We start from the raw sequence: 25,838 nt of genomic DNA, 5'->3' as shown, positions 1-25,838 counted from the left end.
TTCCCTTTCAAATGAAGTGTTTTGTTGTGTGGTTTAGGTCAGAAGAGCTCGGCACCAAGGCTGATGACAACCGGTACCAGTCCTAGAACGATGAAGGCTGGCAGGAAGCACACTGCCAACGGGAAGGCGATGAACACTCCTGCGCGCTCGGCTGCCGCAGTGGCATGAGCCGTTGCTTCGGCGCGCAGGGTGGCGATGATTCTCTGGCAGCCTGCAGTAATAGCGGCACCGGAATGATCCGACATGACCACCAGGCTGGCAAGCGCGCCCAAGTAGGGCTCCTCGCGCATGTGTGCCCAAGCGGAGGACACATCCACGCCCACCCCGAGCAAAGCCGCTAAGCGGTTCCACGCGGAGACGGTGGCAGGCCCTGAGACCCGCGTTAGAGCCACCGCGGCCTGCCTGGTAGACAGCCCTGAGTTAATGCACGCAGCGAAGAGTTCTATATCGGCTGCGGCGGCAAGCGGATCCCCCCGAGTCCCGCGCAGCTCCTGCACGCGATTGCGCACTCTGTGCACCAGTGCGCTACGGCGATGAGGCCCGTCCCGCGCCGACTTGGGTTCTCTTCGTGGGGCTACTCGGACTGCGGCGGGCGCAGAAGGGACAAGCAGGGCCGCGGCGAGAAGCAGCAGGCTTAACATGGGCTTGCCTTGTCAATGATGGTGCGCGACCACATGAAGCCGCTGCACAAGAGCACTACGCCACCCACAAGTAGCGCCCCGCCGAGCCCACCGCCGAGGAGAAACGACAAGGAGTTAGCACCCATTGCCCCGCCCATGGCTATGCCCGCAAGCGGCAGGCAGGCCAAGACAATGGACGTGGCCTGTGGGCCCTGCAGGCTCGCGGCAGTGGCCTGTACGTGCCGGCGCTGAGCGTCGATCCTGTTGTGGGCCTGCTCCAGCAGCGGAGCCAACGCAATTCCATGAGTGTGCGCGAGTCCCACCATATACGCCAAGCGCAGCAATTCCGGGTGCGTGGCCTCATGCAGTGCCACATGCGGCGAGGCACCGTTGTGGGCCAAGACGGCCGCCGAATGCAGTATCTGCGCAAACTCTGTTGGCGCATTGCCGGGGAGGGCTTCCACTCCGCGATTCAGTGCCCGCGGCACAGTGGCCCCGGCGCGCAGATCAGCCGTGACAACCCCCAGAAACGCCGCCATTGCCTCCTGCGCGCGCTTATTCTGACGTGAGCGCAGAGAGCTCTTGATTGTCCAGACGATACAAGAGCTAATCGCGATAGCCGCTAGTGCTGCGCTCAGTCTTCCGAACAGATAAAACACCACCATTCCGGCGACAACAGCACTAGTGATCACTATCCTCGCCGCAGGTCGTGACTTCTGTTTTAGCTGCACGCGACCACTCACACGGGGATCCACACAACACAGCGCCGCGGCGATGAGCAGCATTGCGGTATAGATTTCAAGGTTCATGGTGACACCCCTATCTTCCCGTCAGACTTGTCCCCCAGAGAGTCAAGAAACTGCGGGTAGCCCTCAGACTTGCCGGAATCCAGACTCCAGATGATGCGCGGGACAACCGGGTTTCCCTCGAGCACACCGATGTGCGCTAGCCTCCTACCTTCAGGTCGCCGTTCCATGACAAGCACCACATGAACAGCTGCTGATAGCTGCGAATGCAACGCTTGACGGCCCATACCTCCCAATGCGGCAAGCGCCTCCATCCGCGCGGGCACTTCCGCTAGTGAATTTGCATGCAGTGTTCCTGCCCCACCGTCGTGGCCAGTATTAAGCGCCGCAAGCAAGTCCACTACCTCGGCCCCGCGAATCTCCCCGACCACGATGCGGTCTGGGCGCATTCGCAATGCCTGGCGCAGCAGCTGCGCCATGGTTATCTCTCCCGCACCCTCGGCGTTGGCGCGCCGGGAAACCAGGCTCACGCAATGCGGGTGCATCGGCGCCAGCTCCGAGGTGTCTTCGATGATGAGGATTCTCTCCTTCACCGACACCAAGCCCAGGAGTGCTGCGACCAGAGTTGTCTTTCCCGAGCCAGTTCCGCCCACGACGATGAAGGAAACCCGTTTCTTCACGATCTTCTCGAGCACGTCTGCGGCTTCCGGGGCAACAGTGCGGTTGCCCACCAACTGCTTCACAGACGTCTGTGCTTGATTTAGGATCCGCAGGCTGATGCACGTACCGTCGACGGCAGGTGGTGACAGCAAAGCGTGCAGGCGCAAACTCGTGCCATCGGCGCGACGGATGCGCCCGTCCGCGAAAGGCTGTGCATCATCAAGCCGGGTTCCGCACGCGGCGGCAAGGCGGGTGGCTAGCTGGCGAACCTCCGCATCGCTGCCAAAAGGTGAGTCGAGTTCTTCCAGCCCGTAGCCCCTGTCCATAAAAACCTTGTCGGGCCCATTGACAACAACGTCCGTGACCCCAGGCTGCGTGACCATGCTTTCGAGCCTTCCCAGGCCCATAGAATCTTGGCGCAAACGGCGCAGCAACTCGAGGACATCGACGTCACTGATGACCCCAGCCTCGGCACGAATTCGCCGTGCCAGCGCTGCGGGATCGACGGCGAGCTCCGGCTGAGCTGCAAGGAGGTGTTGCATCTTGTCCAGGATGTCGCTCATTGTGCTCGCCCGCCCTCTGCCTCCGCGAGGACAGCTTCGGCTGCCTTGGTCAATGCTCCGGGAAGCCGCGTGGGCAATCCGCTAGTTTCCACGTGCCGCATCAGCCCCTTGATGGTGGGCACTTCCGCGCTCACTGGGCAGTGCACGAGCTTTTCGACGTCCTCTCGGTCCAGCCCCGACCACTGGCGGTGGCGCAGCACAAGGCTGTATGGAATCCGGGAGGAGCTCAGACGCAGCACCGCTTGTTGCGCCACCGCTGCCGAGCGCACCTCAGCCGCGGTGATCAACACGGTGTGGTGGCAGTCCTGGGGGATGGCATCGACCGGGCAGTCAACGATGATGAAGCCGGGATCGGAGTGCATGGCCTTGATAATCCCGTCTACGACAGCGGGCTTGAGCTGGAAAGAGTCTGCCACTGTGGACCGTGCCTGGGAGAGCACCGCGATTCCATCGGAGGTGGCAGGCAGCGCGCGCTTAAGATCGTTGGCGTCAATGTTGCCATCACCGAAGTTCAGCTCCGGCCAGCGTGCCCCCGGCACGGATTCGATCCCGAGCAGCAAATCAAGGCCCCCAGAGCGCGGGTCCGCGTCAACGAGCAGAGCCTCGCCGACGGTACGAGCCAGAGCCACCGCGAAGGTCGACGTCCCCACTCCCCCGGCAGTCCCGGCAACTGCGATGCAGCCCCCGCGTGCGGGGCTGCTGCGCGCACCGCGTTGCGTGGATTGCTCCACTACGGCTCCGAGAGCACCCAGGAGCATGGTGGATTCTGCGGGAAGAATGAATGCCTGGCGCGCACGGCACTTCAGCGCCGCCTCGTAGTTGATGGGCCCGGGATCCGCAGCCATAAAAAAGACCACTGGCGTATGGCCGCCTGCTCGGCTTAAAGCCGATCTATCCGCTCCGGCGAGCGTGGGAGCGGTCAGCGCATCTGCCAGGATTGCCGTCGCGGAGGAACTCAGCCGCATGATGTCTCGGGGATCTTCGGCTTGGACTACCTCCAGGCTTGTTGCCGCGGCGGCATGCACCGCCTCAGAACGCAGAGTAGGGTCGGCGATGGCCACGAGGATATAGCCATGGTGTCCTCCGCGGGCAGCAGAAAGGACTTCCCTAGTACTGGCATTCACTCCGCCTTGGGCCGCGCGCCTCTGGTGATTTTTGCTCATGGACTTAAGCCTGCCGCGGAACAAATCCCAAGACTAGAGAGTGCGTCGGAGGCTGTGGATACATATAGCCAACGAACGCATACAGCCATGACTTTGTGGTTGCGACAACTACCTTCTGTGGACAACCCTCAGCTAAGTGCTGAAAAAGGCTCGGCGCTCAAAAAGATCAGGACTCAAAAAGGTCAGTACCTAGATATAGGTGACGACCCGCGCCTCGGGGGGGGGTGTGCGCGGGCCGTCAGTAACCCGGTCTCGGGGGAGAGAACCGGGGCAGGCCACACAGTATATCGGGGCCTTGCACGTTCATTATGACACGCTTGTCAACTAAGGACAACAAGAAAGAACAAGGGCGAGGCGTAACCAAAGTTCGGAAAAGCACGACAAGAAGAATGGGAAAGCAAAAACGGTAGTGACAGCGTCAGTGCGGTGGGCTATTCTTTTCACATCCGTAACTTCTTTATCATCAGCATCACCGTCATCTCTGCCTTCAAGGCCGAGACTTAATTGAGATTAGGCAGGCAATGACCCCACACCACCTTTCGCCGCAGGCTGCGAGTGCGCGCCGCAGTGGCGCAAGCACCGGCAAGGTGGCGGCGTTTTTTGACCTAGACAAGACGATCATCGCCACCTCCTCGGCCTTTGCATTCGGGCGCGAGTTCTTGGCCAATGGGCTTATCACTCCGGCCGAGGCCCTCCACATGTCACTGGCCAAGGCCAGCTACATGTTCGCAGGCCAGTCGAGCGAGCAGATGGATGCCACCCGGGATCAATTGGCAACCATGGTGGCTGGATGGAAAGTCGCAGAGGTGCGCGATATCGCGCGGGAGACCATGCACAACGTGGTCACGCCGGCGATCTACGCTGAGGCGCGGGAGCTGATTTCCCGTCACCGCGCGGCCGGCCACGAGGTTGTTATTGTCTCCGCCTCGGCATCCGTGCTTGTTGAGCTCATCGCGCACGAACTCGGCATAGAGCGCGTAGTAGCCACACGGCTGGAGGAGGACAACGGTGAGTTCACCGGCAAGATCCTGCACTATTGCAAGGGGCCGGCTAAGGCGGCGGCACTGAGCGAGATTGCAGCCGAGGACAACATCGACTTGGCCGCATCCTATGCTTATTCCGATTCCGCCACGGACATTACTATGCTGGAACTAGTGGGCCACCCCGTGGCCGTCAATCCCGATCGTGGCATGAAGAAGCACGCGCTCGATCAAGGCTGGGATATCCGCACCTTCAAGGATCCGGTGCCGCTGCTGAGCATGCCGGGCGCCAAAGAAGTTGGCATCGGGGCCTCCGTGGTCGCGGGCGCGGCAGCAATCGTCGCGGCCGGCATATGGCTGGCGCAGCACCCCACGGGTTTTCTTAACCCCAAGCACTCCGCCTAAACGGCGCGCGCAATCGCGTCGGCTTCCTCGCCCCCGGCCTTCCAAGCTGCAAGGAGCATCTCTAAAAGCGGGCCAGGTTGCTCAAAAAAGTCCGCGAGAAGCGTGTGATAGCGCTCGCGGTGCCGGTTGAGATAGCCTTCCGGTACGGCGAAACCGCGCGGGTCAAGCCCGGTGTGAATCGCGGCCACCCTTCCTGCGACTTGAGCGACAAGCCCGCTGCGAGGGCCAAACAAGCCTCCCGCGGCGATCTCTACCTGCACTACTACCGGCAGGAGCCTATCGAAGGCTACCCCGCTGCCGTGAGTTATGAGGCGCGCCAGGGCCTGCAGGCGGGCAGCGCCGAACTGGGGGATGCCGCGGCCCCTTGCGGCGACGTCGATTCGCGCCAGCACCTGCAAAGGGGCGCGCGCAAAGGTGCGGACGGTGCTCTCTTGCAGGGGCGGAGCAAGCAAGGAATAGGCGCTGATGGCTTCGGCCAGAGGGCCGTGCTCCACGTCCTCCGGGGCCGGGGCAGGAGGAATGGCCGCGCCGGAAATCGAGACGCTCGAGCGCGCGCCCCGCATGAGCGATTCAGAGGAGATGAGCTCAAACTTGCGCAATCCTGCTGGGCGGCGGTGGGCGCGGGAGATGCTTTCCACCGCGGCAGCTGCGGCGGCTTCGACCCCCGGTAGCTCCAAAAGCGGGGACAAGGGATCAGAATCTGGCATAACATATAGGATAGCTGTGTAGGTTCACGTGAGAGTCGCGCCTTCATGGAGCGAATGAAGTCCATTAGTATGACCGTAAAAAGATTTTGTATCGACGCTAGGAGTTTTTTACCGTGAGCAAAGAAGGATTATTCACTGACGGGTCCGAGCAATTCGCTCCGAAGGTTAACTCGATCCCCTTAAGCGATTCGGATACCTCAAAAACCGGTGAGGCATCCATTGGGCAACTGGTATCAAACGCCACCGAGCAAATGTCGCAACTGGTGCGCTCCGAGGTAGAACTGGCCAAGACAGAGCTGGCAGTCTCGGCAAAGAAGGGCGGCATCGGCGCGGGGCTTTTCGGCGTCGCTGGCACCGTTGCGCTCTACAGTTCTTTCTTCTTCTTCTTCTTCCTCGCCGAGCTGCTGAGCGTGTGGCTTGACCGCTGGGCCGCATTCCTCATTGTCTTCCTTTTGATGATCGTCCTCGCAGCCATCGTGGCCTTCGTCGGTTTCAAGAAGGTCAAGCAGATAAGGATGCCGGAGAAGACCATCGAGTCAACCAAGGAGCTAAAGAACCTCGTCCCAGGCAAGGCCGCCAAGTCCCTCGACAAGGGCAGCGGACTTTTCACCTAAGCCCTCTCCCCCTTCACACGGTGTTAGCTCTCTAGAAAAGCCTCCCTCTTTATTGCACTCTCCCTATCCCCCGCTCGGCGCTCTTTTTCGACGAGCGGTTTTTCTATCGCGCTAATACTATTCACCGTCCGCGGGCGCCGCCTGGCACGGGCAATGTAGAAAGGTTCTCCATGACCCACCTGCCGCTTTCCCCCTCCGTAGTCGAACTCGACGGCCCCTTCGAGCACGAGTTCTTCCACACTCGCGGTCTGCGCCTGCATGCCGCGACGGCAGGGGACAAATCCGATCCGCTCGTCGTCCTCATCCACGGCTCCTTTGGCGGCTGGTTTGATTTCCAGAAGGTGATAGCCCCTCTTGCCCAGCGTGGATTCCATGTCGCCGCCGTGGATATGCGAGGCTTCGGCATGTCCGATAAGCCGCCGGTGGAGGCCGGCCAAGACATCCGCACGGCGGTGGGAGACATCTTCGGGCTGATTCAGGCCATGGGACACAGCTCCGCTTTCCTCGTGGGCGCGGATTCGGGAGGGGCAGTGGCCTGGGCCTTGAGCGCCAGCCACCCAGAGCGCATTCGCGGGCTGGTGTCCATATCTTCGGCGCATCCAGTTGATCTGCGTCGCGCGGTGGCAGCGCGCCCTTGGGACTTTGGGTGGGTATCCCTACGCGCTTTCCTATGCCGTCTGCCCAAGACGCTGGTGCGTCGCAATCCTTTGCTGAGCGTGGCCGCCTATCGCCGCGATCTGGATCTCAACGTCTCCACGCATTTTCCGGAGAGCGAGAAGGAAAAGATCTTCTCGCTGCGCGTTCAGGCCTCAAGAATCGGGAATGTCCGCCGTGGGATCCTGTGGAATCATCGCCTGCGCACTGCCGTGGTCCCCTTCGGATGGGTGGAGACTGCAGTCACCCGCCCGGTGCTCTTCGTGCACGCCGATCAGAAGCTGTGGCGACCAGTGATTAAAAGGGCCACCAAGCGGGTCCGGGGAACTTTTACTGCGAGCACCATCCCCGACTCCAAGAACTTGCCGCATGTGGAGAACCCTGTCACGTTTGCGCAAACGATTGCCAGCTGGATGGGACGCTTTTAGGCTCTCCTTAGGATGATATGACCTACCCCCATAGGGGGAGGGCGTTGCTGTCACGGCCGCAATAATCGCAGGTTAACGTTTACTACCTATCGCGTGATAGAAATATAAGGTATGGTTTGTTAGGTTAACTCTTGTGTGTGTAACTGAACACAAGGTAGCTTTTCAGTAAACCAGATCACAGGTTTTCCATCTTTCGTGCAACTTCGGAGGTCTCTCCCATCCCATGACGATCAAGAAGACGATTGCCGCACTTTCGGCAGCATCCATGACCCTTGCCCTCGCAGCCTGCAGCAGCGACAGCAACGATTCCAGCACCGGAGCCGCAGGAGGCGGGGAGAACTACGTTCTCGCCGACGGCACCGAGCCACAGAACCCGCTCATCCCGGCCAACACCAATGAGGTCGGCGGCGGACGCATCGTTGATTCCATCTACGCAGGTCTTGCCTACTATGACGCCGATGGCGAAACCAAGCTAGAACTCGCTGAGTCGATCGAGCCCAACGATGACAACACCATGTTCACCATCAAGCTCAAGGACAGCACTTTCTCCGATGGCACGCCCGTCACCTCGAAGTCCTTCGTAAATGCGTGGAACTACGCCGTGGCCAACGATCAGCTCAACGCTTCCTTTTTCAGCGGCATCAAGGGCTACAAGGAGGGCGTCGAGTCTCTCGAGGGACTCAAGGTGGTCGATGACAAGACCTTCACCATCGAGCTTTCCTCCCCAGAGTCTGACTTCCCGCAGCAGCTGGGCTACTCGGCCTTCTACCCGCTGCCTGAGGTCGCCTTCGATGACATGGACGCCTTCGGCCAGAACCCTATTGGCAACGGCCCTTACAAGCTGGCCGAATGGAATCACAACCAGGACGCCACCATCGTCCCCAACGAGGAGTACAAAGGCGACCGCAAGCCGGCCAACGACGGCATCCGCTTCGTCTTCTACGCCGGACAGGACGCGGCCTACGCGGATCTGCTGGCCGGAAACCTCGACGTCCTTGAGACCGTCCCCGACGCCGCTTTCGACGTCTACGAGGCAGACCTCGGTGACCGCGCCATCAACCAGCCCTACGCCGGCTTCCAGTCCTTCACCATCGGTGAAAACCTGGAGCACTTTGGTGGCGAGGAAGGAAAGCTGCGTCGCCAAGCAATCTCCCATGCCATCAACCGTGAGGAGATCACCGGGACCATCTTCAAGAACACGCGCACCCCTGCCACCGACTTCACCTCCCCGGTTCTGCCTGGATTCTCCCCGAACATCGAGGGCAACGACGTGGTCAAATATGACCCGGAGAAAGCCAAGGAACTGTGGGCCCAGGCCGATGAGATCAACGAGTGGACCTCGCCCTCCTTCGAGATTGCCTATAACTCTGACGGCGGTCACAAGAGCTGGGTAGACGCCGTATCCAATGGCATCAAGAACACCCTGGGCATCGAGGCAGTGGGCACCCCGTACCCGGACTTCAAGTCCCTGCGCGATGATGTCACCAACCGCACCATCAAGTCCGCATTCCGCACCGGCTGGCAGGCAGACTACCCGTCACTGGGTAACTTCCTCGCCCCGCTCTACGCCACCGGCGGCTCCTCCAACGACGGTGACTACTCCAACCCGGAGTTCGATCAGCTCCTCAAGGAAGCATCCACCGCCGGCAGCCAGGATGAGGCAGCTGCAAAGTACAACGAGGCCCAGGCCGTCCTCTTCAAGGATCTGCCTTCCATCCCGCTGTGGTACCCCAATGCCACCGGCGGCTACTCGGAGGCCGTAGACAACGTCACTTTCTCGTGGAAGTCACAGCCGGTCTACTACGAGATCACCAAGTCCTAGACCGACTCGTTTCCTAGAAACCCAGCATCACCGCGGGCAACGAGTACATCGCCCCGCCCGTGCCTTTCAGCGCAGGGCGGGGCTTTCTCTCCGTAAAGCCTGCGGTCGTGGCTGGGACTTTGCACACTTACTAAACCCAAAAGGACTACTTTATGTTGCGCTATATCGGGCGCCGAGTGCTCCAGATGATCCCGGTGTTCTTCGGGGCCACCCTGCTCATCTACGCGCTGGTCTTCCTCATGCCGGGCGATCCAGTCGAGGCCTTGGGCGGCGATCGCGGCCTGACCGAGGCGGCACGAGCCCGGATCGAAGCCGAATACAATCTGGATAAACCCTTCATCCTCCAGTACCTGCTCTACATCAAGGGCATCTTCCTCCTCGACTTCGGAACCACCTTCTCCGGAGTCCCCGTCACAGAGGTCATGGCGAACGCCTTCCCCGTGACGGTCAAGCTAGCGCTCATGGCCATCTGCTTCGAGCTGGTCTTCGGCATCGTCTTCGGCGTCATCGCCGGTATGCGCCGCGGCGGCTTCTTCGATTCCACCGTGCTGGTGGCCTCCCTGCTCGTCATCGCCGTGCCTTCCTTCGTCATCGGCTTCGTCCTGCAGTTCCTCGTCGGAATTAAATGGGGCCTTCTGCCGGTGACCGTCGGAGCGAACGAGAGTTTCAAGTCCTTGCTCATGCCCGCGATAGTCCTTGGTGCGCTGTCCCTGGCCTATGTAATCCGCCTCACAAGGCAATCCATCAGCGAGAATCTTCGGGCCGATTACGTGCGCACCGCCCGCGCCAAGGGCCTGAGCAATCGCACGGTCATCGTGCGCCACGTCCTGCGTAACTCACTCATCCCCGTGGTGACCTTCATAGGCGCCGACCTGGGCACTTTGATGACCGGCGCCATCGTCACCGAAGGCATTTTCGGCATCAACGGCGTCGGCGGCACCATGTACCAGGCCATCCTGCGCGGTGAGCCCACGACCATCGTCTCCTTCACCACGGTGCTGGTGATCATCTACATCATTGCCAACCTGCTGGTTGACCTTCTCTATGCAGTACTCGATCCGAGGATTCGCTATGCCTAACTTCGATAACACCACCCTGCGCCCCGGCCAAGAACACTTCATCGCCACCACGGATGAGAGCGGCCTCGGAGCCGTCGACGCGGTCAAGGATGAATCCGCCCCCTCCTCCCAATGGGGTGAGGCGTGGCGCTACGTGCGCCGCCGTCCCCTCTTTTGGGTCGCCTCCGCGATGATCCTCGTCGCGGTATTGCTGGCACTCTTCCCGGGGATGTTCACCAGCGTCGATCCGCGTTCCTGCGAGCTATCCAGGTCGCTCGATCCTTCCGAGTCCGGCCACCCCTTTGGCTTTAACCGCCAAGGCTGCGACATCTACGCCCGCGTCATCTACGGGGCACGCGCGTCCGTCGCCGTGGGCATCCTCGCCACCGCCTTGGTGGTCCTCATCGGCTCCATCGTCGGCGCCTTGGCGGGCTACTTCGGCGGCTGGATCGATGCCGTTCTTTCCCGCATCACCGATATCTTCTTCGCCATTCCCCTGGTTCTTGCTGCCATCGTTGTCATGCAGATGTTCAAGGAGCATCGCACGATTATCACCGTGGTGCTCGTCCTCGGGCTCTTTGGCTGGGTTTCCATCGCCCGCATCACCCGCGGCGCCGTGATGTCCATCAAGAACGAGGAGTTTGTCCAGGCAGCCCGCTCCGTCGGGGCTTCCGACGGCCGCATCCTCTTCAGCCACATCATGCCCAATGCCGCAGCCCCGATCATCTCCTATGCCACGGTGGCTCTGGGTACCTTCATCGTCGCCGAGGCCACGCTGTCCTTCCTGGGCATTGGCCTGCCTTCCACCTTCGTCTCCTGGGGCGGCGACATCTCTGATGCCCAGGCCTCACTGCGCGTCAATCCGGCCGTGCTCTTCTACCCTGCCGGTGCCCTGGGCCTGACTGTCCTAAGTTTCATCTTGATGGGTGACGTCGTCCGCGACGCCCTCGATCCGAAAGCGAGGAAGCGCTAATGAATCAGCCACTTCTGGAAATGCAGGACGTGAAGATCTCCTTCACCACCTCCACCGGCGTGGTCGAGGCGGTTCGCGGCGTCGACCTGAGCATCTACCCGGGACAATCCGTGGCGATTGTGGGCGAGTCCGGCTCGGGCAAGTCCACCACCGCCATGGCCATCCTCGGGCTTTTGCCCGGCACCGGCCGCGTTACCGGCGGGCGCATCCTCTTCGAGGGTCAGGACATCACGCACTTCAATGACAAGCAATTTGAGGCGCTGCGCGGCAATAAGATCGGCCTCGTTCCCCAGGATCCCATGTCCAACCTCAACCCGGTGTGGCGCATCGGCACTCAGATCGATGAATCGTTGCGCGCCAATCACGTGGTCAAAGGCAGCGAGCATCATCACCGTGTCGTCGAGTTGCTCGAGGAGGCCGGGCTTCCCGACGCCGAGCGTCGCGCCAAGCAATACCCCCACGAGTTCTCCGGCGGCATGCGCCAGCGCGCGCTCATCGCCATGGGTCTAGCCGCGCGGCCCAAGCTGCTCATCGCCGACGAGCCCACCTCGGCTCTGGATGTCACGGTCCAAAAGACCATTCTGGACCACCTCGATACCCTCACTGCGGAGCTGGGCAACGCCGTGCTCTTTATTACCCACGACCTCGGTCTTGCTGCCGAGCGCGCCGAGCATCTCATTGTCATGCACCGTGGTCGCATCGTGGAATCGGGCCCTTCGCGCGAGGTCCTGCGCGACCCCCAGCACCCCTATACCCGCCGGCTGGTCACTGCTGCCCCTTCCCTGGCGTCCTCTCGCATCCGCGCCGCCCGCGAGGCTGGCCTCGAGTCTGCCGAGCTCGTCGCCGCCACCGCGGATGGCGAGAAGCCTCAAGAGACCGTCATCTCGGTCAAAAACCTCTGCAAAGAATTCGATATCCGCGGCCAGCGCGGTGAGAAGAAGGTCCTCAAGGCCGTCGATGATGTCTCCTTCGACCTTCACCGCGGCACCACCCTGGCCCTAGTGGGCGAGTCCGGATCAGGCAAGTCCACCGTGGCCAACATGGTTCTCAACCTGCTTGAGCCCACCTCCGGCACCATTGCCTACGAAGGCCAGGACACCTCTAACCTCTCGCGCAAGCAGCTCTTCGATCTGCGCCGCAAGATGCAGGTGGTCTTCCAAAACCCCTACGGCTCGCTGGATCCCATGTACTCCATTTTCAAGTGCATCGAGGAGCCACTAGCCCTGCACCGCGTTGGCTCGCGCAAGGAACGCGAGCAGCGGGTGGCTGAGCTGCTCGATATGGTGTCCATGCCGCGCTCGGCCATGCGCCGCTACCCCAACGAGCTCTCGGGCGGGCAGCGCCAGCGCATCGCCATCGCCCGCGCGCTAGCGCTAAAGCCTGACGTTCTCGTCCTCGACGAGGCCGTGTCCGCGCTGGACGTGTTGGTGCAGAACCAGATCATCCAGCTGCTCGCCCAGCTGCAGCGTGACCTCGAGCTCTCCTACCTCTTTATCACCCACGACCTTGCGGTCGTGCGCCAAACGGCGGATGACATCGTGGTGATGAAGAAGGGACAGGTTGTCGAGCAGGGCACCTCCGATGAGGTCTTTGAAAACCCGCAGCAGGATTACACCAAGAACCTCATCAATTCGGTTCCTGGCTTGCACATCGAGATTGGCACCGGCGAGAACCTCGGCCTCGCGGAATAAACATTGTCCTCCTCGCAGCGGCATCCCGGCTCGCGGGGAGGATTAGTTTGCCACGCAGGAGCCAGTATCGGCGGGTTTGCGCAGGGAGTTCACGTCACCGATATGGCCTTGGACCTCTTCCGCGCTGAGCGCGTAGCCGGTCTGAGAATCATCGACGGAGGCTCCGAATACCACGCCGAGGACCTGGCCTTGCTCGTTAATCATCGGGCCACCAGAGTTGCCCTGGCGGATGGATCCGCGCACCGTATAGGCATCACGCTCGACCCGGCCCCTGGAGTAAATATCGGGCCCGGCGATGGTGATGCGGTCCCGCACCCGCGCCATATCCGCCTCAAAAGGTCCGGAAAGCGGGAAGCCGAGGACAATGGCATCATCCCCGGTCTGGGCGGGCTGACTTGCCCACTCAAGGGGCGCTATGCCGAGGTTCGGGCTATAGAGCACCGCCACATCGACGTCGGGGTTGTAGTAGACCACCTTGGCCTCACGCAGGCCATCCACCGTATCGAGGTGGACGCGCTCTGTTCCGGCGACAACGTGGGCGTTCGTGATGACATAGTCCTCCGCCGTGACAAAGCCGGAGCCCATGAGACGGCGGGAGCATACTTCGGCGTCGCCAAGCACGTGGATGACCGAGGGCCGCACCGCCTGGATGAGCTCAGGATTGTCCACTTCAGAATCGGGCACCCCGACATCCCCGGCACCGCCGACAGATTGCCACGGCGAGACCAGCGGGGGCAGCCCGGACTCGTTGAGCATGGCCGCCACCTTGTTGGGCAGCGCGGACAAGGCCTCAGGCGCCACGCGGTTCAACCCGCCCAGAATGCGCGATTCCCGCATGCCCTGGCCGGCACTTCCGCCGAGGTTGGAGGCCAAAGGCAACGAAACCAACCAGATGACCAGCAACGCCGCCAGCACCTGGAAGACCGAACCTATGCCGGAATCAAGGCGCTGGGAGGAACGGGCCTTCATCCGATCCCGCAGGTTGGCGCCGATACTGGCGCCGACGAGCTGGCCCAGCCCCACAAGCAGCACGACCACGCCGATTCCCAGCAGGAAACGCAGCGCCACCTGGTCCGTGAGCTGCATGGCAAAGGGCGCTGCGGTAGCACCCAGCACCAATCCACTGACCACGCCGGCCAAGGAAAGCACCGCCGAGATTGCGCCCTGCCGCCAGCCGCTCAATAGCGCTAGCGCTACGGCAACGACGATGAGTGCGTCTACAACAAGCCAAGGGGTCACGGGGACACAAACTTTCTCACACGGGAAACGATTTAGACCATCTTCTCATTGTTGCGGGAAGCAAGGAGAGTCTCACGCAGGTCTAGTACCGAATTGTTATCCCACTCCTCTTCCCACCCCGCATGTGCGATGAGCGTGGACAGCACCCCGGCTGTGAAGCCCCACACCACGTAACCGCGGGCAAAGAAGGCCGGGCCGGACCACTCCTTGAAGCCAACCTGGGTACGGTGAGCTGGGTCAATGAGCTCCGCTAGAGGCAGGCAAAATACGTCATCGGTTTCTTCCGAGCTGGCGGCCCACACCTTCTCCGGTGAGTGCCAGTAGGCCTGCACGGTGCTCACCGGGTTGCCTGTGGCACGAATATTGACTTCCTCCCACAGCTCCAGGGGCGTGACGGTGGCCCGATTGAGACCGGTTTCCTCCTCGGCTTCCCGCAGCGCGGTATCGATGAGGGTGGCATCCGCGGCGTCCCTGCGACCGCCGGGAAAGGCTATTTGCCCCGAGTGCGCACGCATGGTGGGCGAACGGTGCGTCAAAAGCACCTCCGCCTCCGCAAAGCTGCGGCCTTTCCACAGCAACAGCACCGCTGATTCGCGCCGACGGCGCGGCAGGGGGCCGGCAAATACGCGCGTGCGGTCGCTACCAATGGATTGCTGCAGCTTGGCGGTATCTAGCCCCAAGGCTGGCCGCAACCAGGCAGGCGCCAAATCCGGGCGCAGCCGCGTCACTCCAGCGCCCCCTGCACGGCGGATTCGATGTCCTCCACGGACTCGAAAGGCTGAATGAAGGTGCCCTTAACCTGGCCATCCACCAGCACGAGCGTGATGGGGATGACGCCAGGCAGTCCGTGCTCGCCCGCGAAGGCGTTATCGGAGTCCTGGTAGCTGGCAAGATCAATACCACGGTCATTCAAGAAGGCAGCTCCCTTGCGGGCATCCCGGTCGGCGTGCACGCCAACGACCTGCCAGTCCGTGTGAGCCTTGGCCACCTGTTCCAGCAAGGGCAGTTCCGTGCGGCAGGGCTCGCACCACCAGGCCCAGAGATTGACCACGGTGATGCCCTCATCCGCAGACGGCAGCGAATCCTGTCCGCCCAGGCAGTCCAGGTCCACGCCTGCCACGGGGCCGGCCGGGCAATCCGGGCGCGACGCTACCTCGCCGTCTTCACCGCCCAGCGCTCCAGTGCTAGGCGAAGCCTCGTTGCCCTGAGCTGGCTCGCGGTTCTCACCGCTGCGCTGGGAATGCCCGCTGAGCAAGGAGGCAGCGGCGATGACCACGATGACTCCTATCACCAGCGCGGCCACCATCGTGGCAAAGAGGTACTTTCTCATGCCGCCACCCTATCGCCTACCGGGCATAAACCGGAGATCACGCAGGCGCCACACTCGGGCGAACGCGCATGGCAGACGCGACGGCCGTGAGTGATAGTGCGGTGCGAAAACAAGGTCCACTCCGATTCCTCAATGAGGCGGGCTATATCCTTCTCGATGGCGAGCGGAGTCGTTGCAGCGCTCAATTCCAGCCTGTGCATCAAACGCTTGAAGTGGGTATCGACCGTCAGCCCAGGCAGCCCGAAAGCGTCCCCGCGCACCACGAGCGCGGTCTTGCGCCCTACCCCAGGCAAAGACACAAGCTTGGCGACGTCCCGTGGAACCTCACCACCATAATCCGCCATGAGCTTCTCCCCTATGCCGATGAGGTGGCGCGACTTCGCGCGTTGGAAGCCCAAGGGGCGCAGGATGTCCTCGAGGTCGCTCGGCCGAGCAGCCGCGTAGTCTGCCGCCGTGGGATAGGCCGCAAAAAGGCGCGGAGTCACCTTGTTGACGCGGGCATCGGTGCATTGCGCCGACAAAACCGTGGCCACCAAAAGCTCAAGTGGACTGCGGAAATCAAGTTCGCAATGCGCATCGGGGTACTCGGCGGCAAGCGCCGCGTTGATCTGCGGGGCACGAACTTCGGGCGGTGCAAGGGGCATGCATTCAGCTTAGTAGGATGGCAATCATGATCCCATTGGTAGTACTCGTCCCACTGGCCATCGCTCTCTTTGCCATGTTGATGGAGAAGTTGGAAGCCTCGGTGCTCCATCACTGAGGGACCCTCCAGACTCACATTCCCTAGCACTTATTAGTTCCTGTGACAATTTTTCGGAGTACTAGGAAAAGTGACAAATTACACTGTAGTATGAGTTGCGTTGCACAGTGGCTCATCTGCCTCTTAGCCCATACCCCCCATCGATATCAACGCCACCGCGGTCATCTCCGCAATTCTTCGCTGATATCACCGTCACTTCGACATCGTCAAACCAAGGAGTCAAACGTGGAAGGCGTACAGGACATTCTTTCCCGCGCCGGAATCTTCCAAGGCGTAGATCCCGTAGCCGTGCAGAACCTCATCGAGCAGATGGAGACCGTGCGTTTTCCACGCGGGACCACCATCTTCGATGAGGGTGAGCCCGGAGACCGCCTCTACATCATCATCTCGGGCAAGGTTAAACTCGCCCGGCATGCCCCGGATGGCCGCGAGAACCTGCTCACCGTGATCGGCCCCTCAGACATGTTCGGAGAGCTCTCCATCTTCGATCTGGGCCCCCGCACCTCCTCTGCCGTCTGCGTGACGGAGATTCAGGCCGCGACCATGAACTCGGAGATGCTCAAGCAGTGGGTCTCTGATCACCCGGCCATTGCCCAGCAGCTGCTGCGCGTTCTTGCCCGCCGCCTGCGCCGTACCAACGCCAACCTCGCTGACCTCATCTTCACCGATGTTCCCGGCCGCGTGGCCAAGACCCTGCTGCAGCTGGCTAACCGCTTCGGTGCACAGGAAGGTGGCGCCCTGCGCGTCAACCACGATCTCACCCAAGAGGAGATTGCCCAGCTAGTCGGAGCATCCCGCGAGACCGTGAACAAGGCTTTGGCCACCTTCGCGCACCGCGGCTGGATTCGCCTCGAGGGCAAGTCCGTCCTCATCGTGGACACCGAGCACCTCGCTCGCCGCGCCCGCTAAGAAGCGATAGCGCGCTCTAGCCCTCGCCCCCGCTTGCCTTCACTGCTTGAAGCCTTGCCAGAGCGGCGAGGGCTTTCTTGTGCCTTTCCGCGGCGCTGAGAACTAGGCCGGCGCGTTCAAGACTAGAAGCTACCGGCCAATTTTGGCCACTATCTACCGTGAAAACCCTCCAAAACCGCCCAACTCGGGACCCAGACACACATAAAGCCACGGCACAATGGCCGTGGCTTTAATGCTTATCGCAACTACTACTGCTGCTTCTGCGCTGCCAAGTACTTCAAGGCGGTGCGGGTGGACTGCTCGGCTGCGTGCCGCAGTACCGGATCGACGTCATCATACATGGCATCTACCAAGGTCTTGAGGTCGATATCTTCCCCGAGCTCCTGATGAATCTTCTTGATCTGGTCAAGGCGGTGGTAGCGGCGGTCAATGTACTTGCGGGCCACCTGCGAGGTGTCCTCGAGGTCGGGACCGTGACCAGGAAAGAGCGGGACACCCTTGCCGCGCTTTTCCAGCATGTCTAGGGTCTTGAGGTACTCACCCAAGTCCCCATCGGTCTCAGAAAGCAGGACGGTGTGGCGTCCTACGATGGTATCTCCGGTGAGGATTCCTTCCAAGTGCGAGGAACCGGCTTCTTCCGACCAGACAAAGAAAGAGGTGGAATCCGCGGTGTGCCCGGGGGTGTGAACGACCTCGAGCTGCGGGGTGATGCCTTCCACAGTGATGATCTCGCCACCCTGCAAGGCCGGGGCGCCGTTGCAGTAGCTGGGATCATAAGCGCGAATGGGCGCGCCAGTGAGCTGACGCAGGCGCTGCGCGCCGGAGGCGTGGTCATCGTGGCGGTGAGTCAGCAGAATGAGTGCGACTTCGCCCGCGCAGGCGGTGACAACGTTGAGGTGTCCCTCGTCCTCGGGCCCCGGATCGACCACGATCGCCCGCGAATCCTCCGCGGCACGCACGATCCAGGTGTTGGTTCCCTTGAGTGCGGTATAGCTCGGATTGTCACACAATACGACACCGACCGACTGGCTTACCGGACGCAGTTGACTATATGCAGGATGCTCCATAGTTCTTAGCCTAACCCATCACTTAGAGAACTCTACGATGACTTCGATCTCTACGGGGGAGTCCTTGGGGAGAACAGCCACACCCACGGCAGAGCGGGCGTGTGCGCCTGCCTCGCCGAAGATCTCCCCGATCAATTCCGAGGCTCCGTTGATGACGGCCGCCTGCTCATAAAAATCGGGGGCGGAGGAAACAAAGCCGACGACCTTGATGACGCGGGTGACGTTATCGATGCCAACCTCGGCATCAATTGCAGCGAGGGCATTAAGAGCGGCGATCTGGGCATATTCTTTGGCCTGCTCCGCGCTAACCTCAGCGCCAACCTTGCCGGTGGCCGGCAAGGCCCCGTCAGCCACGGGGAGCTGCCCGGAGGTCCAGACCTGATTGCCCACCTGGGTGGCCGGCACATAGGCGGCCAAGGGTGCGACAACGGCGGGCAGCGTAAACCCGAGCTCGGTGATGCGCGCAAGATGGCTCATCTTAGGCCACCTCGCGCTTAAAGTAGGCGACCACGTTCTCCGGATTCATGCCCGGCGTGATGGTGACAAGCTCCCAGCCATCTTCTCCCCAGGAATCGAGGATCTGCTTGGTAGCGTGCGTCAGGACAGGTGCGGTGGCGTATTCCCATTTTGTCATGGGACATATCCTACCTGCTATATGCCGAAAAGTTCTCCGCCATCAGCCAGGTAATCTGCCCAGCTGGTGATGTTTGGATTCTTGCGCAAAAGGGCGCGGCGCTGACGCTCAGTCAGGCCTCCCCACACCCCGAACTCAACCCGATTATCCAATGCATCCGCACGGCACTCGTTGAGCACCGGGCAATGACGACAGATAACGGCAGCCTTGCGCTGCTCTGCACCACGGACGAATAATGCATCCGGATCACCCTTGCGGCACTTGGCCTGGGTTACCCATTCGCCACGTTCAGTGTTGCTAACAAGGCTGGACTGACCAGAGCCTTTCAAGCCGACGGTCATGGCTCGGTAGCTCCTTCCTCGTGGACTACTACATCGATAGTGTCTGACAGTGTTTGATAGTGCTTGATAATTTTGTGTGGGAGTATTATGTTTTGCCGGTCAGTGTATTCATACGTCATATACGTTGTCTAATACGTCACACTTTAGGGGGGAGTTCCCTATTACCTGCTCACCCCCCAACCACGTAGGGTGTGGGGGGTGACTGTCTTTAGATCTTTGGCAAAAATCGGCATTTCCACCCTCGTGGTGGGAATTCTCATTGCCGTGGCTTGCGCGCCTCTCGCCGGCATCTCCGGCGTGGCCATCGCCCGCACCAATGAGACAATGCAATCAGAACTGCAAGACCTGGCCGCAGGAGAGCTTCCCGGCGTCAGCACCATCAAGGATGCACAGGGCAATGACCTGGCACATCTATATAGCCAGCGCCGCTACCCCGTCAGCCCGGATAAGATCTCCGATCCCATGAAGCAGGCCACCGTGGCCATCGAGGATCGCCGCTTCTACGAGCACGATGGCGTGGATTTTCAGGGCAATTTCCGCGCGTTGTGGACCAACTTTGCCGCCGGCGGGGTCTCCCAGGGCGCATCCACCCTGGATCAGCAGTACGTAAAGAACTATCTCCTCTTAGTATCCGCGCGCACGGATGAGGAGCGCGAGGCCGCCACTGAGCAGTCCATCCCCCGCAAGCTGCGGGAGATGCGCATGGCCACGGAGATGGACGCCGAGCTGCCCAAGGATCAGATTCTGGCCAACTACCTCAACCTCGTCCCCTTTGGCAACCATGCCTATGGCATCGAGGCGGCCGCGCGCACCTACTTCGACACCTCGGCCAAAGACCTCACCGTCCCCCAGGCCGCGATGCTGGCCGGCATGGTGCAGTCTTCCGAATACCTCAACCCCTATACCAACGAGGAGGCAGTCCTCGATCGGCGCAATACCGTGCTGCAGGCCATGGTCAATAACGGCTCCCTCAGCCAGCCCGAGGCAGATGAGTACGCGCAGACCGATCTCGGGGTTGAATCCTCCCCGCAGCTGCTGAGCAATGGCTGCATCGGCGCCGGGGATCGCGGCTTCTTCTGCGACTATGTCTTGGACTATCTCGCCGAGAAGGGCCTTGATACCGAGGAGCTCGCCCGCGGCGGCTATACCGTTAAGACCACCCTGGACCCCACCGTCCAGGATCAGGCGCTAACGGCCGTGCGCAATCAGACCTCGCCCGACGCCGTCGGCGTGGCGGAGGTCATGAACGTCATCAAACCCGGGGACTCGGACCGCGACGTGCTCGCCATGGTCTCCTCCCGCCGCTACGGGCTGGACACGGAACAAAATGAGACGATGCTACCTCAGCCAAACTCGTTGGTGGGCAACGGCGCTGGCTCCGTTTTCAAGGTCTTCAGCGCCGCCGCTGCCATCCAATCCGGGTACGGAATCAAGAGCCAGCTCGACGTTCCTGCCCGCTACGAGGCCCAGGGCCTGGGTTCCGGAGGCGCCGCAGGCTGCCCCGTCGGCCGCTACTGCGTGGAGAACTCCGGCACCTACGCCGCGACTATGACCTTGCAGGATGCGCTGGCGCACTCCCCCAACACGCCGTTTATCAAGCTCATCGAACAGGTCGGTGTCGATCCGGTCGTGGACATGGCGGTCAAGCTGGGCCTGCGCTCCTACGCGGACAAGGGCAGCTACGATGCCGATACCTCCATTGCTGATCACATCAAGGATCTGCAGCTGGGCTCCTTCACCCTCGGCCCCACTGCCGTCAACCCCTTGGAGCTCTCCAATGTCGGCGCCACCATTGCCTCCGACGGCAAGTGGTGCGAGCCCAGCCCTATCGATGAGGTCACCGATAGGAACGGCAACGCTGTATATATTAAGGAGACGCCGTGTGAACAGGCCGTCGACAAGCAGAAGGCACATGCGTTGAGCAATGCCTTGACCCAGGATGCCGTCTCCGGCACCGCGGCAAACGCGGCGCGCGGCGCGGGTTTCGGCACCAAAGTTGCGGCCAAGACCGGTACCACCGAGTCCAACCAGTCCTCCGCCTTCCTGGGATTTAACTCAGGAATTGCCGCCGCGCCCTATATCTACAATGACGGTACGTCCACCTCGCCGCTGTGTTCTGGCCCGGTGCGGCAATGCCCTTACGGAAACCTCTTTGGTGGCCTCGAACCCGCCAGCACTTTCTTCACCATGGCCGCAGGCTTGCCGGCAGCCACGCAGGGCACCATCCCTGGCTACGACAAGAAGTATGACGAGGGCACGGTGGATTCGCTGCTCGACGGCTTGCGCGGTAAGTCCGAGGCGGAGGCCCGCAACACCCTGCAGCAGCGCGGTTACCAGGTAAAGACCTCGCAGACCATCGGCGGCAATGTACCCGCTGGCCGGGTGGTGCGCGCGATTACCGGCAAGGACAGGCTCAACAATGGCGCCACCATCACACTGCAGCTTTCCGACGGCACTTCCCCCACCCGTGCGCCGAACAACAACAACGCCAATTCAGATAACACGGGCCGCAGTCGCGAGAATCAGGAGGGCGGCCGGCCCAATAATGAGGAGCGCGCGCCCCTGATTTCCCAGGAGCAGATCGATAGCATCACCAACGATGTGCGCAGCTTCCTCGGGCTCTAGGGCCACCCGGGCCTAGAGCTTTATGCCCTAGGCGAGCTTGGCCTTGACCGCGCTGGACAGGCGCTTGCCATCCGCGCGGCCAGCGGCTTTAGCGTTGGCCGCCTTCATGATGTTGCCCATCTGTTTCGTCGTGGCGGGGGCACCGGTTTCGGTCTCAACCTCGGCCACGGCCTCTGCCACGAGCGCCTCTAGCTCCGCATCATTGAGCTGCTTGGGCTGGTAGGCCTCGAAGTAAGGAACCTCCGAAAGCTCCGCCTCCGCCAACTCCGGGCGGCCGTTCTCGGCGTAGACCTCGGCGGATTCGCGGCGCTTTTTGATCTCGCGGGCGATGACCTTCAAGATCACCTCATCATCGACCTCATGGCGCGCGCCGGAGGTCTCCTCCTCCTGGATGGCGGCCAAAAGCGAACGGATGGCGCTGGTGCGCTCCTTGTCGCGGGCTTTCATAGAGGTTTTGAGATCGGCACGAATAGATTCTTTAAGCTGGCTCATGTCCTTCAATCTACGCCAGGTAGGGTGGGAACCGTGAAGATTTACCCGATTATCGGCGGACTTACCGCCGCCGGCCTCGCCACCCTGGCCTGGAGCCACAGTGAGCTCAACAAATTCGAGTTGAAGCAATACACAATCCCCCTCCTGCCCAAGGGAACACTGCGCGGGGCACCGGACTTCCGAATCCTGCACTTGTCCGATCTCCATATGATCCCGGGCCAAGAGACCAAGATTGCCTGGGTTTCCGCCCTCGACTCGCTCGATCCGGATCTGGTGGTGAACACCGGCGACAACCTCTCCGATGAGCATGCGGTGCCCGATACCCTGCGCGCGCTGGGCTCTCTGCTTGACCGTCCGGGTCTCTTTGTCTTCGGCACCAATGATTACTGGGCCCCACGCCCGGTCAATCCTTTCAACTACTTGCTGAACAAGAAGCGCGAGCCCTCCTATATCGACCTGCCGTGGAAGGGCATGCGCGCGGCCTTCATCGAGCATGGCTGGCGCGACGCCAACCAGGCGCGCCACGAGTTCAAGGTGGGCAACGTCCGCCTAGCGGTGGCCGGGGTGGATGATCCGCACCACGACCTCGATGATTACTCGGAGATCGCCGGCGCCCCCAACCCTGATGCCGATCTCAGCCTGGCGCTGCTGCATTCACCGGAGCCGCGCGTGCTCGAAAAGTTTGCCGCCGACGGCTACCAGCTCTCACTCTCCGGCCACACCCACGGCGGGCAGATCTGTCTACCCGGCTCGCACGCCCTGGTGACCAACTGCAGCATCGACCGCGCACGTGTGCAGGGCCTGCATGATTTCGGCCCCATGAAGATGCACGTCTCCAATGGACTGGGCACCTCGAAGTTCGCTCCCGTGCGCATCTTCTGCCGCCCCTCAGCCACGCTGCTGCGGATCACCGAGGTTTCCTAGGATGAGGTTTCTTTTACTGCAGTTTCCCAAGCTGCAGTTTCTTATGCTGCCGTTTTGTTGTTCACATCGCGCGTGAGCTAAAGTATTCCAGTACCGTTTATTTCGGTCCTTCGGGATATGGCGCAGCTTGGTAGCGCGCTTCGTTCGGGACGAAGAGGTCGCAGGTTCAAATCCTGTTATCCCGACCAACTTAAAAATCCCCATCTTGAGCAGGTAATCCTGCGCAAAGTGGGGATTTTTCGCACCCAAATTTCCTTTAAATACTAAGCCGACTCTTTCGGTTTTAGAGTGCGTGGTGGGACTGGCATATAAGAAGCGAGTCCCTTGCAGGTATTTCCCGGGATCATGACCACCGCGCAGTCATAGTCCTGCCCATTGTTGGTTTCCCCACCGGGGTTTGTTTTAGGGGTGCCGGAAGTCGCCGCCTGGCTTGTTGGCCTAACGGCTAGAATGCGGTGGTTGCCAGACTATTGTCCCGCCTTCGCGGGTAAGGCGCCCGTGGCGTGGTGGCGCATTCGGATCATCCTCATTAATGCCGTTGTGGTAGTTGCACAAGGTCACCAGGTTGGCAATGTTGGTCTCCCCGCCATGACTCCACGGGGTGAGATGGTGAAACTGGCCCCTTTCTGCCGGGATATTACAGCCCGGCCATGCACACGTGGGGTGCTCTGCTGCGAGCATCGTGCGCTGTTTTGTTGATGCGAAGCGCTCAAAGCGGTACAAGTCCACCGGCCCGTGTGTGCGGCTAATCATCGTGACAAGTCCTTCGCCTGCGCAGGCGCGTTCCACAAGCTGCGCACCAGTGACCACAACCCCACTGGTGGTGCGTATCATCACGTCATCGCCCTCCCGGCGCATAATCGTGCCGTAGTCCTCCAACTGGAGGACTGCCATGGTCGTCACACGAGTACGTGTGGTGGCCGCGTCTGCCTTGCCGAGCATGCGGGCGATAAAGCTTTCCCCTGGTCGCTTGTGGTCAATAGTCCGGAAAGCATCTGCCATATCCAACCCATTGCCGGTCACTGTCAAGGTAGCTAGCCCGTTGGGGTGCTGGCGCAACATCGCGCGCTCGCAATACGTGCGGGGAACACGCATCTCACGCAGCCGGCGCCTAGCTACCGCAGTAACCTGCTCGCTTGGCGTGGCGCATAGCTCTACGCGCAGGTTCCACGCCGCCAGGCGCCCTTGAACGCGGCGGGTAAAAGACTCGATCAAGCGCAGGGTGCTCAGAGTGTGCCTGTTGCACCGAGCAGAGTTAACGGCTAAGCGCTGCTTTGCTGTATAGGGAGTAGTACCGAAGTAGATGGCGTGCAGGCTTATAAGCTCGGCGGCATCCTGCGCGCTAGCCCCCATCTTTTCAAGGTCCGGGGCAGATAGCCCCGAGCACTCGGCAACGAGGTCAACCCCTCGGCTAAGTTGTGCGAAATACTCCTGCAAGCCCATGACCGCCACGCTAAGACACCGCCCACCGCCGCGACAATCCCCAACCCGCACCCAGTAAGGAAACTGTGGATAACCCACCCGCACCGCCCCGGTTATCCACAGCCGGGCCGCCTCGCCAGAATTAGGTAGTGCGGAAACAAGGCCAACCGACCTAACCTGATTGGTTAGGCTCATGCGGAATCAAGGAGCAAAGCGGGCTAATGCTCAGAAAGTGTTGGTGAATGCGGCCATTCTCCCAGTTTGAGCAGTAAGTATAAGATTACTTTCACCTCTCCGGGCTGTTCAGCGGCCTCCGTCGCTGAAATACCAAACCTGACGCTACGAGTTGCTAAGGCCATTTCAATGATGGCCGGATGAGTAGAAATCCCTCCCTCATGCCCTGCCTGCAGTGGGAAGTACGTCAGACCACCTACTCGACCAGGATCCCCAAGGCGCAGCTTGATATACAACACTTGAGGAACCCATCGATGCTGCTTGTAGCCAGCATCCGAGGTTAAGAGCCAAGAGCCACCAACACAAAATGACCGTTACTAGGACACGCCGTAAAACAACAAATTTTGGGCATTAGCCCGCCGATAAGCTGGTTAAGCGACATTTTGTGTGTCTGGATCACTGTTTTTCTTTATCTATGCAGCATAAACGCCGGATCTGCCTCTCCAAGGACGTAGCAACGGCATGATTGGCCGGAAATACACGGCCTGGGCCCAGCATGTGGTAGCACGAGCTCACCCCAGCAAACTTGTACGGCATGGTCAACCGACAAACGCCTGTGCGCAATGCCGCGAGAGCATAAACAGGGCTGTCAACAGGTCCGCTGGGCCCACTGTTCAACGACATCTTCGCCCGCCTGCAAAAAATGAAACGGTCAAGTCCTTTTGAGTGGTGTATCCGCCAGCGGTTGACTCAGCGATGAACTGACCGCTGACGGAACAGGATTCCTTACGCCACCAGAGCCTCCTGACCGTCACCGACAACGACGCCGACGCCGTC

Annotated in this window: 25 protein-coding genes and 1 tRNA gene; 11 read left to right on the top strand and 15 right to left on the bottom strand. The window is 61.0% G+C overall.

The window, feature by feature from the left end:
• Positions 1 to 38: 38 nt before the first annotated feature.
• Genes F4V60_RS01410 through ssd form a run of 4 tightly spaced genes read right to left on the bottom strand, consistent with a single transcriptional unit; the run spans position 39 to position 3,752 of the window.
• A complete protein-coding gene (locus F4V60_RS01410) occupies positions 39 to 641 on the bottom strand; it encodes a type II secretion system F family protein (RefSeq protein ID WP_075728999.1) in 603 nt (200 codons plus the stop codon).
• Positions 635 to 1,429 carry a type II secretion system F family protein gene (locus F4V60_RS01405; RefSeq protein WP_075728998.1) on the bottom strand — a complete coding sequence of 265 codons (795 nt, stop codon included), beginning with the start codon at positions 1,427 to 1,429 and terminating at the stop codon, positions 635 to 637. The genes F4V60_RS01410 and F4V60_RS01405 overlap by 7 nt, the downstream gene beginning before the upstream one ends.
• Entirely contained in the window at positions 1,426 to 2,589 is a 1,164-nt protein-coding gene (locus F4V60_RS01400) for a TadA family conjugal transfer-associated ATPase (RefSeq protein ID WP_075728997.1), read from the bottom strand. Before F4V60_RS01400 ends, F4V60_RS01405 begins: the two co-directional genes overlap by 4 nt.
• A complete protein-coding gene (gene ssd, locus F4V60_RS01395) occupies positions 2,586 to 3,752 on the bottom strand; it encodes a septum site-determining protein Ssd (RefSeq protein ID WP_084559107.1) in 1,167 nt (388 codons plus the stop codon). Before ssd ends, F4V60_RS01400 begins: the two co-directional genes overlap by 4 nt.
• A 521-nt stretch (positions 3,753 to 4,273) precedes the next feature.
• Here ssd and F4V60_RS01390 point away from each other — a divergent pair.
• Complete coding sequence (locus tag F4V60_RS01390) at positions 4,274 to 5,137, top strand: HAD family hydrolase (RefSeq protein WP_075728996.1); 864 nt, start codon at positions 4,274 to 4,276, stop codon at positions 5,135 to 5,137.
• Here the strand turns inward: F4V60_RS01390 and F4V60_RS01385 are convergent.
• Entirely contained in the window at positions 5,134 to 5,844 is a 711-nt protein-coding gene (locus tag F4V60_RS01385) for an oxidoreductase (protein ID WP_075728995.1), read from the bottom strand. The genes F4V60_RS01390 and F4V60_RS01385 overlap by 4 nt on opposite strands.
• Before the next feature lie 113 nt (positions 5,845 to 5,957).
• Between F4V60_RS01385 and F4V60_RS01380 the strand changes: the two genes are divergently transcribed.
• The 6 genes from F4V60_RS01380 to F4V60_RS01355 all read left to right on the top strand — a co-directional run bounded on the left by F4V60_RS01380 (position 5,958) and on the right by F4V60_RS01355 (position 13,084).
• Positions 5,958 to 6,458 (top strand): phage holin family protein, encoded by a 501-nt coding sequence (locus F4V60_RS01380; protein ID WP_075728994.1) that lies wholly within the window; start codon positions 5,958 to 5,960, stop codon positions 6,456 to 6,458.
• A 170-nt stretch (positions 6,459 to 6,628) separates the two neighbouring features.
• Positions 6,629 to 7,540, top strand: coding sequence for an alpha/beta fold hydrolase (locus F4V60_RS01375; RefSeq protein WP_075728993.1), 912 nt, complete (start codon positions 6,629 to 6,631; stop codon positions 7,538 to 7,540).
• Positions 7,541 to 7,763: 223 nt separating this feature from the next.
• A complete protein-coding gene (locus F4V60_RS01370; protein WP_075728992.1) occupies positions 7,764 to 9,362 on the top strand; it encodes a peptide ABC transporter substrate-binding protein in 1,599 nt (532 codons plus the stop codon).
• A gap of 152 nt (positions 9,363 to 9,514) precedes the next feature.
• Entirely contained in the window at positions 9,515 to 10,441 is a 927-nt protein-coding gene (locus tag F4V60_RS01365; RefSeq protein WP_075728991.1) for an ABC transporter permease, read from the top strand.
• Positions 10,434 to 11,393: an ABC transporter permease gene (locus F4V60_RS01360; RefSeq protein WP_075728990.1), complete on the top strand. Its 960-nt coding sequence runs from the start codon at positions 10,434 to 10,436 to the stop codon at positions 11,391 to 11,393. Before F4V60_RS01365 ends, F4V60_RS01360 begins: the two co-directional genes overlap by 8 nt.
• Positions 11,393 to 13,084, top strand: coding sequence for an ABC transporter ATP-binding protein (locus F4V60_RS01355; RefSeq protein WP_075728989.1), 1,692 nt, complete (start codon positions 11,393 to 11,395; stop codon positions 13,082 to 13,084). Before F4V60_RS01360 ends, F4V60_RS01355 begins: the two co-directional genes overlap by 1 nt.
• 42 nt (positions 13,085 to 13,126) lie before the next feature.
• Here the strand turns inward: F4V60_RS01355 and F4V60_RS01350 are convergent, their stop codons facing one another.
• Genes F4V60_RS01350 through nth form a run of 4 tightly spaced genes read right to left on the bottom strand, consistent with a single transcriptional unit; the run spans position 13,127 to position 16,297 of the window.
• Positions 13,127 to 14,323 carry a MarP family serine protease gene (locus F4V60_RS01350; protein WP_075728988.1) on the bottom strand — a complete coding sequence of 399 codons (1,197 nt, stop codon included), beginning with the start codon at positions 14,321 to 14,323 and terminating at the stop codon, positions 13,127 to 13,129.
• A gap of 32 nt (positions 14,324 to 14,355) precedes the next feature.
• The gene (locus F4V60_RS01345) at positions 14,356 to 15,051 is read right to left on the bottom strand and encodes an NUDIX hydrolase (RefSeq protein ID WP_075728987.1); all 696 of its coding nucleotides are present in this window, start codon (positions 15,049 to 15,051) and stop codon (positions 14,356 to 14,358) included.
• Positions 15,048 to 15,653 (bottom strand): TlpA family protein disulfide reductase, encoded by a 606-nt coding sequence (locus F4V60_RS01340; RefSeq protein WP_075728986.1) that lies wholly within the window; start codon positions 15,651 to 15,653, stop codon positions 15,048 to 15,050. The genes F4V60_RS01345 and F4V60_RS01340 overlap by 4 nt, the downstream gene beginning before the upstream one ends.
• The gene (gene nth / locus F4V60_RS01335; RefSeq protein WP_075728985.1) at positions 15,650 to 16,297 is read right to left on the bottom strand and encodes an endonuclease III; all 648 of its coding nucleotides are present in this window, start codon (positions 16,295 to 16,297) and stop codon (positions 15,650 to 15,652) included. The genes F4V60_RS01340 and nth overlap by 4 nt, the downstream gene beginning before the upstream one ends.
• Positions 16,298 to 16,638: 341 nt before the next feature.
• Here nth and glxR point away from each other — a divergent pair, with 341 nt between their 5' ends.
• Complete coding sequence (gene glxR / locus F4V60_RS01330) at positions 16,639 to 17,322, top strand: CRP-like cAMP-activated global transcriptional regulator GlxR (protein ID WP_150387351.1); 684 nt, start codon at positions 16,639 to 16,641, stop codon at positions 17,320 to 17,322.
• A gap of 248 nt (positions 17,323 to 17,570) precedes the next feature.
• Here the strand turns inward: glxR and F4V60_RS01325 are convergent, their stop codons facing one another.
• The 4 genes from F4V60_RS01325 to F4V60_RS01310 are packed head-to-tail and all read right to left on the bottom strand — an operon-like array spanning position 17,571 to position 19,364.
• Positions 17,571 to 18,389 carry an MBL fold metallo-hydrolase gene (locus tag F4V60_RS01325; protein ID WP_075728983.1) on the bottom strand — a complete coding sequence of 273 codons (819 nt, stop codon included), beginning with the start codon at positions 18,387 to 18,389 and terminating at the stop codon, positions 17,571 to 17,573.
• Between the two features lie 18 nt (positions 18,390 to 18,407).
• Entirely contained in the window at positions 18,408 to 18,866 is a 459-nt protein-coding gene (locus F4V60_RS01320) for a RidA family protein (protein WP_075728982.1), read from the bottom strand.
• Position 18,867: 1 nt separating this feature from the next.
• A complete protein-coding gene (gene sp36 / locus F4V60_RS01315) occupies positions 18,868 to 19,023 on the bottom strand; it encodes a Sp36 family protein (protein WP_075728981.1) in 156 nt (51 codons plus the stop codon).
• Positions 19,024 to 19,040: 17 nt separating this feature from the next.
• Positions 19,041 to 19,364 (bottom strand): WhiB family transcriptional regulator, encoded by a 324-nt coding sequence (locus tag F4V60_RS01310; protein WP_075728980.1) that lies wholly within the window; start codon positions 19,362 to 19,364, stop codon positions 19,041 to 19,043.
• A 198-nt stretch (positions 19,365 to 19,562) separates the two neighbouring features.
• On the opposite strand from F4V60_RS01310, the gene F4V60_RS01305 reads away from it, so the two are divergent.
• Positions 19,563 to 21,989, top strand: a complete 2,427-nt coding sequence (locus tag F4V60_RS01305; protein ID WP_075728979.1) for a transglycosylase domain-containing protein — start codon at positions 19,563 to 19,565, stop codon at positions 21,987 to 21,989.
• Between the two features lie 27 nt (positions 21,990 to 22,016).
• Here the strand turns inward: F4V60_RS01305 and F4V60_RS01300 are convergent, their stop codons facing one another.
• Positions 22,017 to 22,481, bottom strand: a complete 465-nt coding sequence (locus F4V60_RS01300; protein ID WP_075728978.1) for a GatB/YqeY domain-containing protein — start codon at positions 22,479 to 22,481, stop codon at positions 22,017 to 22,019.
• A gap of 33 nt (positions 22,482 to 22,514) precedes the next feature.
• On the opposite strand from F4V60_RS01300, the gene F4V60_RS01295 reads away from it, so the two are divergent.
• Both F4V60_RS01295 and F4V60_RS01290 read left to right on the top strand, forming a co-directional pair.
• On the top strand, positions 22,515 to 23,405 hold the full coding sequence (locus F4V60_RS01295) for a metallophosphoesterase (RefSeq protein WP_075728977.1): 891 nt from the start codon (positions 22,515 to 22,517) through the stop codon (positions 23,403 to 23,405).
• Between the two features lie 111 nt (positions 23,406 to 23,516).
• Positions 23,517 to 23,593: transfer RNA gene (locus F4V60_RS01290), tRNA-Pro, on the top strand.
• Positions 23,594 to 23,843: 250 nt separating this feature from the next.
• On the opposite strand, the gene F4V60_RS01285 is transcribed toward F4V60_RS01290, so the two are convergent.
• Complete coding sequence (locus F4V60_RS01285) at positions 23,844 to 24,848, bottom strand: HNH endonuclease signature motif containing protein (protein ID WP_075728976.1); 1,005 nt, start codon at positions 24,846 to 24,848, stop codon at positions 23,844 to 23,846.
• Positions 24,849 to 25,838: the final 990 nt, after the last annotated feature.

The organism is Corynebacterium flavescens (genome assembly GCF_008693105.1).
In the GTDB taxonomy this organism is placed as follows: Bacteria; Actinomycetota; Actinomycetes; order Mycobacteriales; family Mycobacteriaceae; genus Corynebacterium; species Corynebacterium flavescens.
The sequence above is the reverse complement of the archived record's forward strand: the minus strand, read 5'-3'. Positions and strand labels throughout refer to the sequence as shown.

What these genes read in the sequence shown, in the direction of transcription:
- ssd (WP_084559107.1), bottom strand. Translation starts at nt 3,752, where the DNA reads ATGAGCAAAAATCACCAGAGGCGCGCGGCCCAAGGCGGAGTGAATGCC.
- F4V60_RS01325 (WP_075728983.1), bottom strand. Translation starts at nt 18,389, where the DNA reads ATGGAGCATCCTGCATATAGTCAACTGCGTCCGGTAAGCCAGTCGGTC.
- F4V60_RS01370 (WP_075728992.1), top strand. Translation starts at nt 7,764, where the DNA reads ATGACGATCAAGAAGACGATTGCCGCACTTTCGGCAGCATCCATGACC.
- F4V60_RS01340 (WP_075728986.1), bottom strand. Translation starts at nt 15,653, where the DNA reads ATGAGAAAGTACCTCTTTGCCACGATGGTGGCCGCGCTGGTGATAGGA.
- F4V60_RS01385 (WP_075728995.1), bottom strand. Translation starts at nt 5,844, where the DNA reads ATGCCAGATTCTGATCCCTTGTCCCCGCTTTTGGAGCTACCGGGGGTC.
- F4V60_RS01310 (WP_075728980.1), bottom strand. Translation starts at nt 19,364, where the DNA reads ATGACCGTCGGCTTGAAAGGCTCTGGTCAGTCCAGCCTTGTTAGCAAC.
- F4V60_RS01355 (WP_075728989.1), top strand. Translation starts at nt 11,393, where the DNA reads ATGAATCAGCCACTTCTGGAAATGCAGGACGTGAAGATCTCCTTCACC.
- F4V60_RS01400 (WP_075728997.1), bottom strand. Translation starts at nt 2,589, where the DNA reads ATGAGCGACATCCTGGACAAGATGCAACACCTCCTTGCAGCTCAGCCG.
- F4V60_RS01360 (WP_075728990.1), top strand. Translation starts at nt 10,434, where the DNA reads ATGCCTAACTTCGATAACACCACCCTGCGCCCCGGCCAAGAACACTTC.
- F4V60_RS01285 (WP_075728976.1), bottom strand. Translation starts at nt 24,848, where the DNA reads ATGGGCTTGCAGGAGTATTTCGCACAACTTAGCCGAGGGGTTGACCTC.
- sp36 (WP_075728981.1), bottom strand. Translation starts at nt 19,023, where the DNA reads ATGACAAAATGGGAATACGCCACCGCACCTGTCCTGACGCACGCTACC.
- F4V60_RS01375 (WP_075728993.1), top strand. Translation starts at nt 6,629, where the DNA reads ATGACCCACCTGCCGCTTTCCCCCTCCGTAGTCGAACTCGACGGCCCC.
- F4V60_RS01405 (WP_075728998.1), bottom strand. Translation starts at nt 1,429, where the DNA reads ATGAACCTTGAAATCTATACCGCAATGCTGCTCATCGCCGCGGCGCTG.
- nth (WP_075728985.1), bottom strand. Translation starts at nt 16,297, where the DNA reads ATGCCCCTTGCACCGCCCGAAGTTCGTGCCCCGCAGATCAACGCGGCG.
- F4V60_RS01390 (WP_075728996.1), top strand. Translation starts at nt 4,274, where the DNA reads ATGACCCCACACCACCTTTCGCCGCAGGCTGCGAGTGCGCGCCGCAGT.
- F4V60_RS01320 (WP_075728982.1), bottom strand. Translation starts at nt 18,866, where the DNA reads ATGAGCCATCTTGCGCGCATCACCGAGCTCGGGTTTACGCTGCCCGCC.
- F4V60_RS01365 (WP_075728991.1), top strand. Translation starts at nt 9,515, where the DNA reads ATGTTGCGCTATATCGGGCGCCGAGTGCTCCAGATGATCCCGGTGTTC.
- F4V60_RS01410 (WP_075728999.1), bottom strand. Translation starts at nt 641, where the DNA reads ATGTTAAGCCTGCTGCTTCTCGCCGCGGCCCTGCTTGTCCCTTCTGCG.
- F4V60_RS01300 (WP_075728978.1), bottom strand. Translation starts at nt 22,481, where the DNA reads ATGAGCCAGCTTAAAGAATCTATTCGTGCCGATCTCAAAACCTCTATG.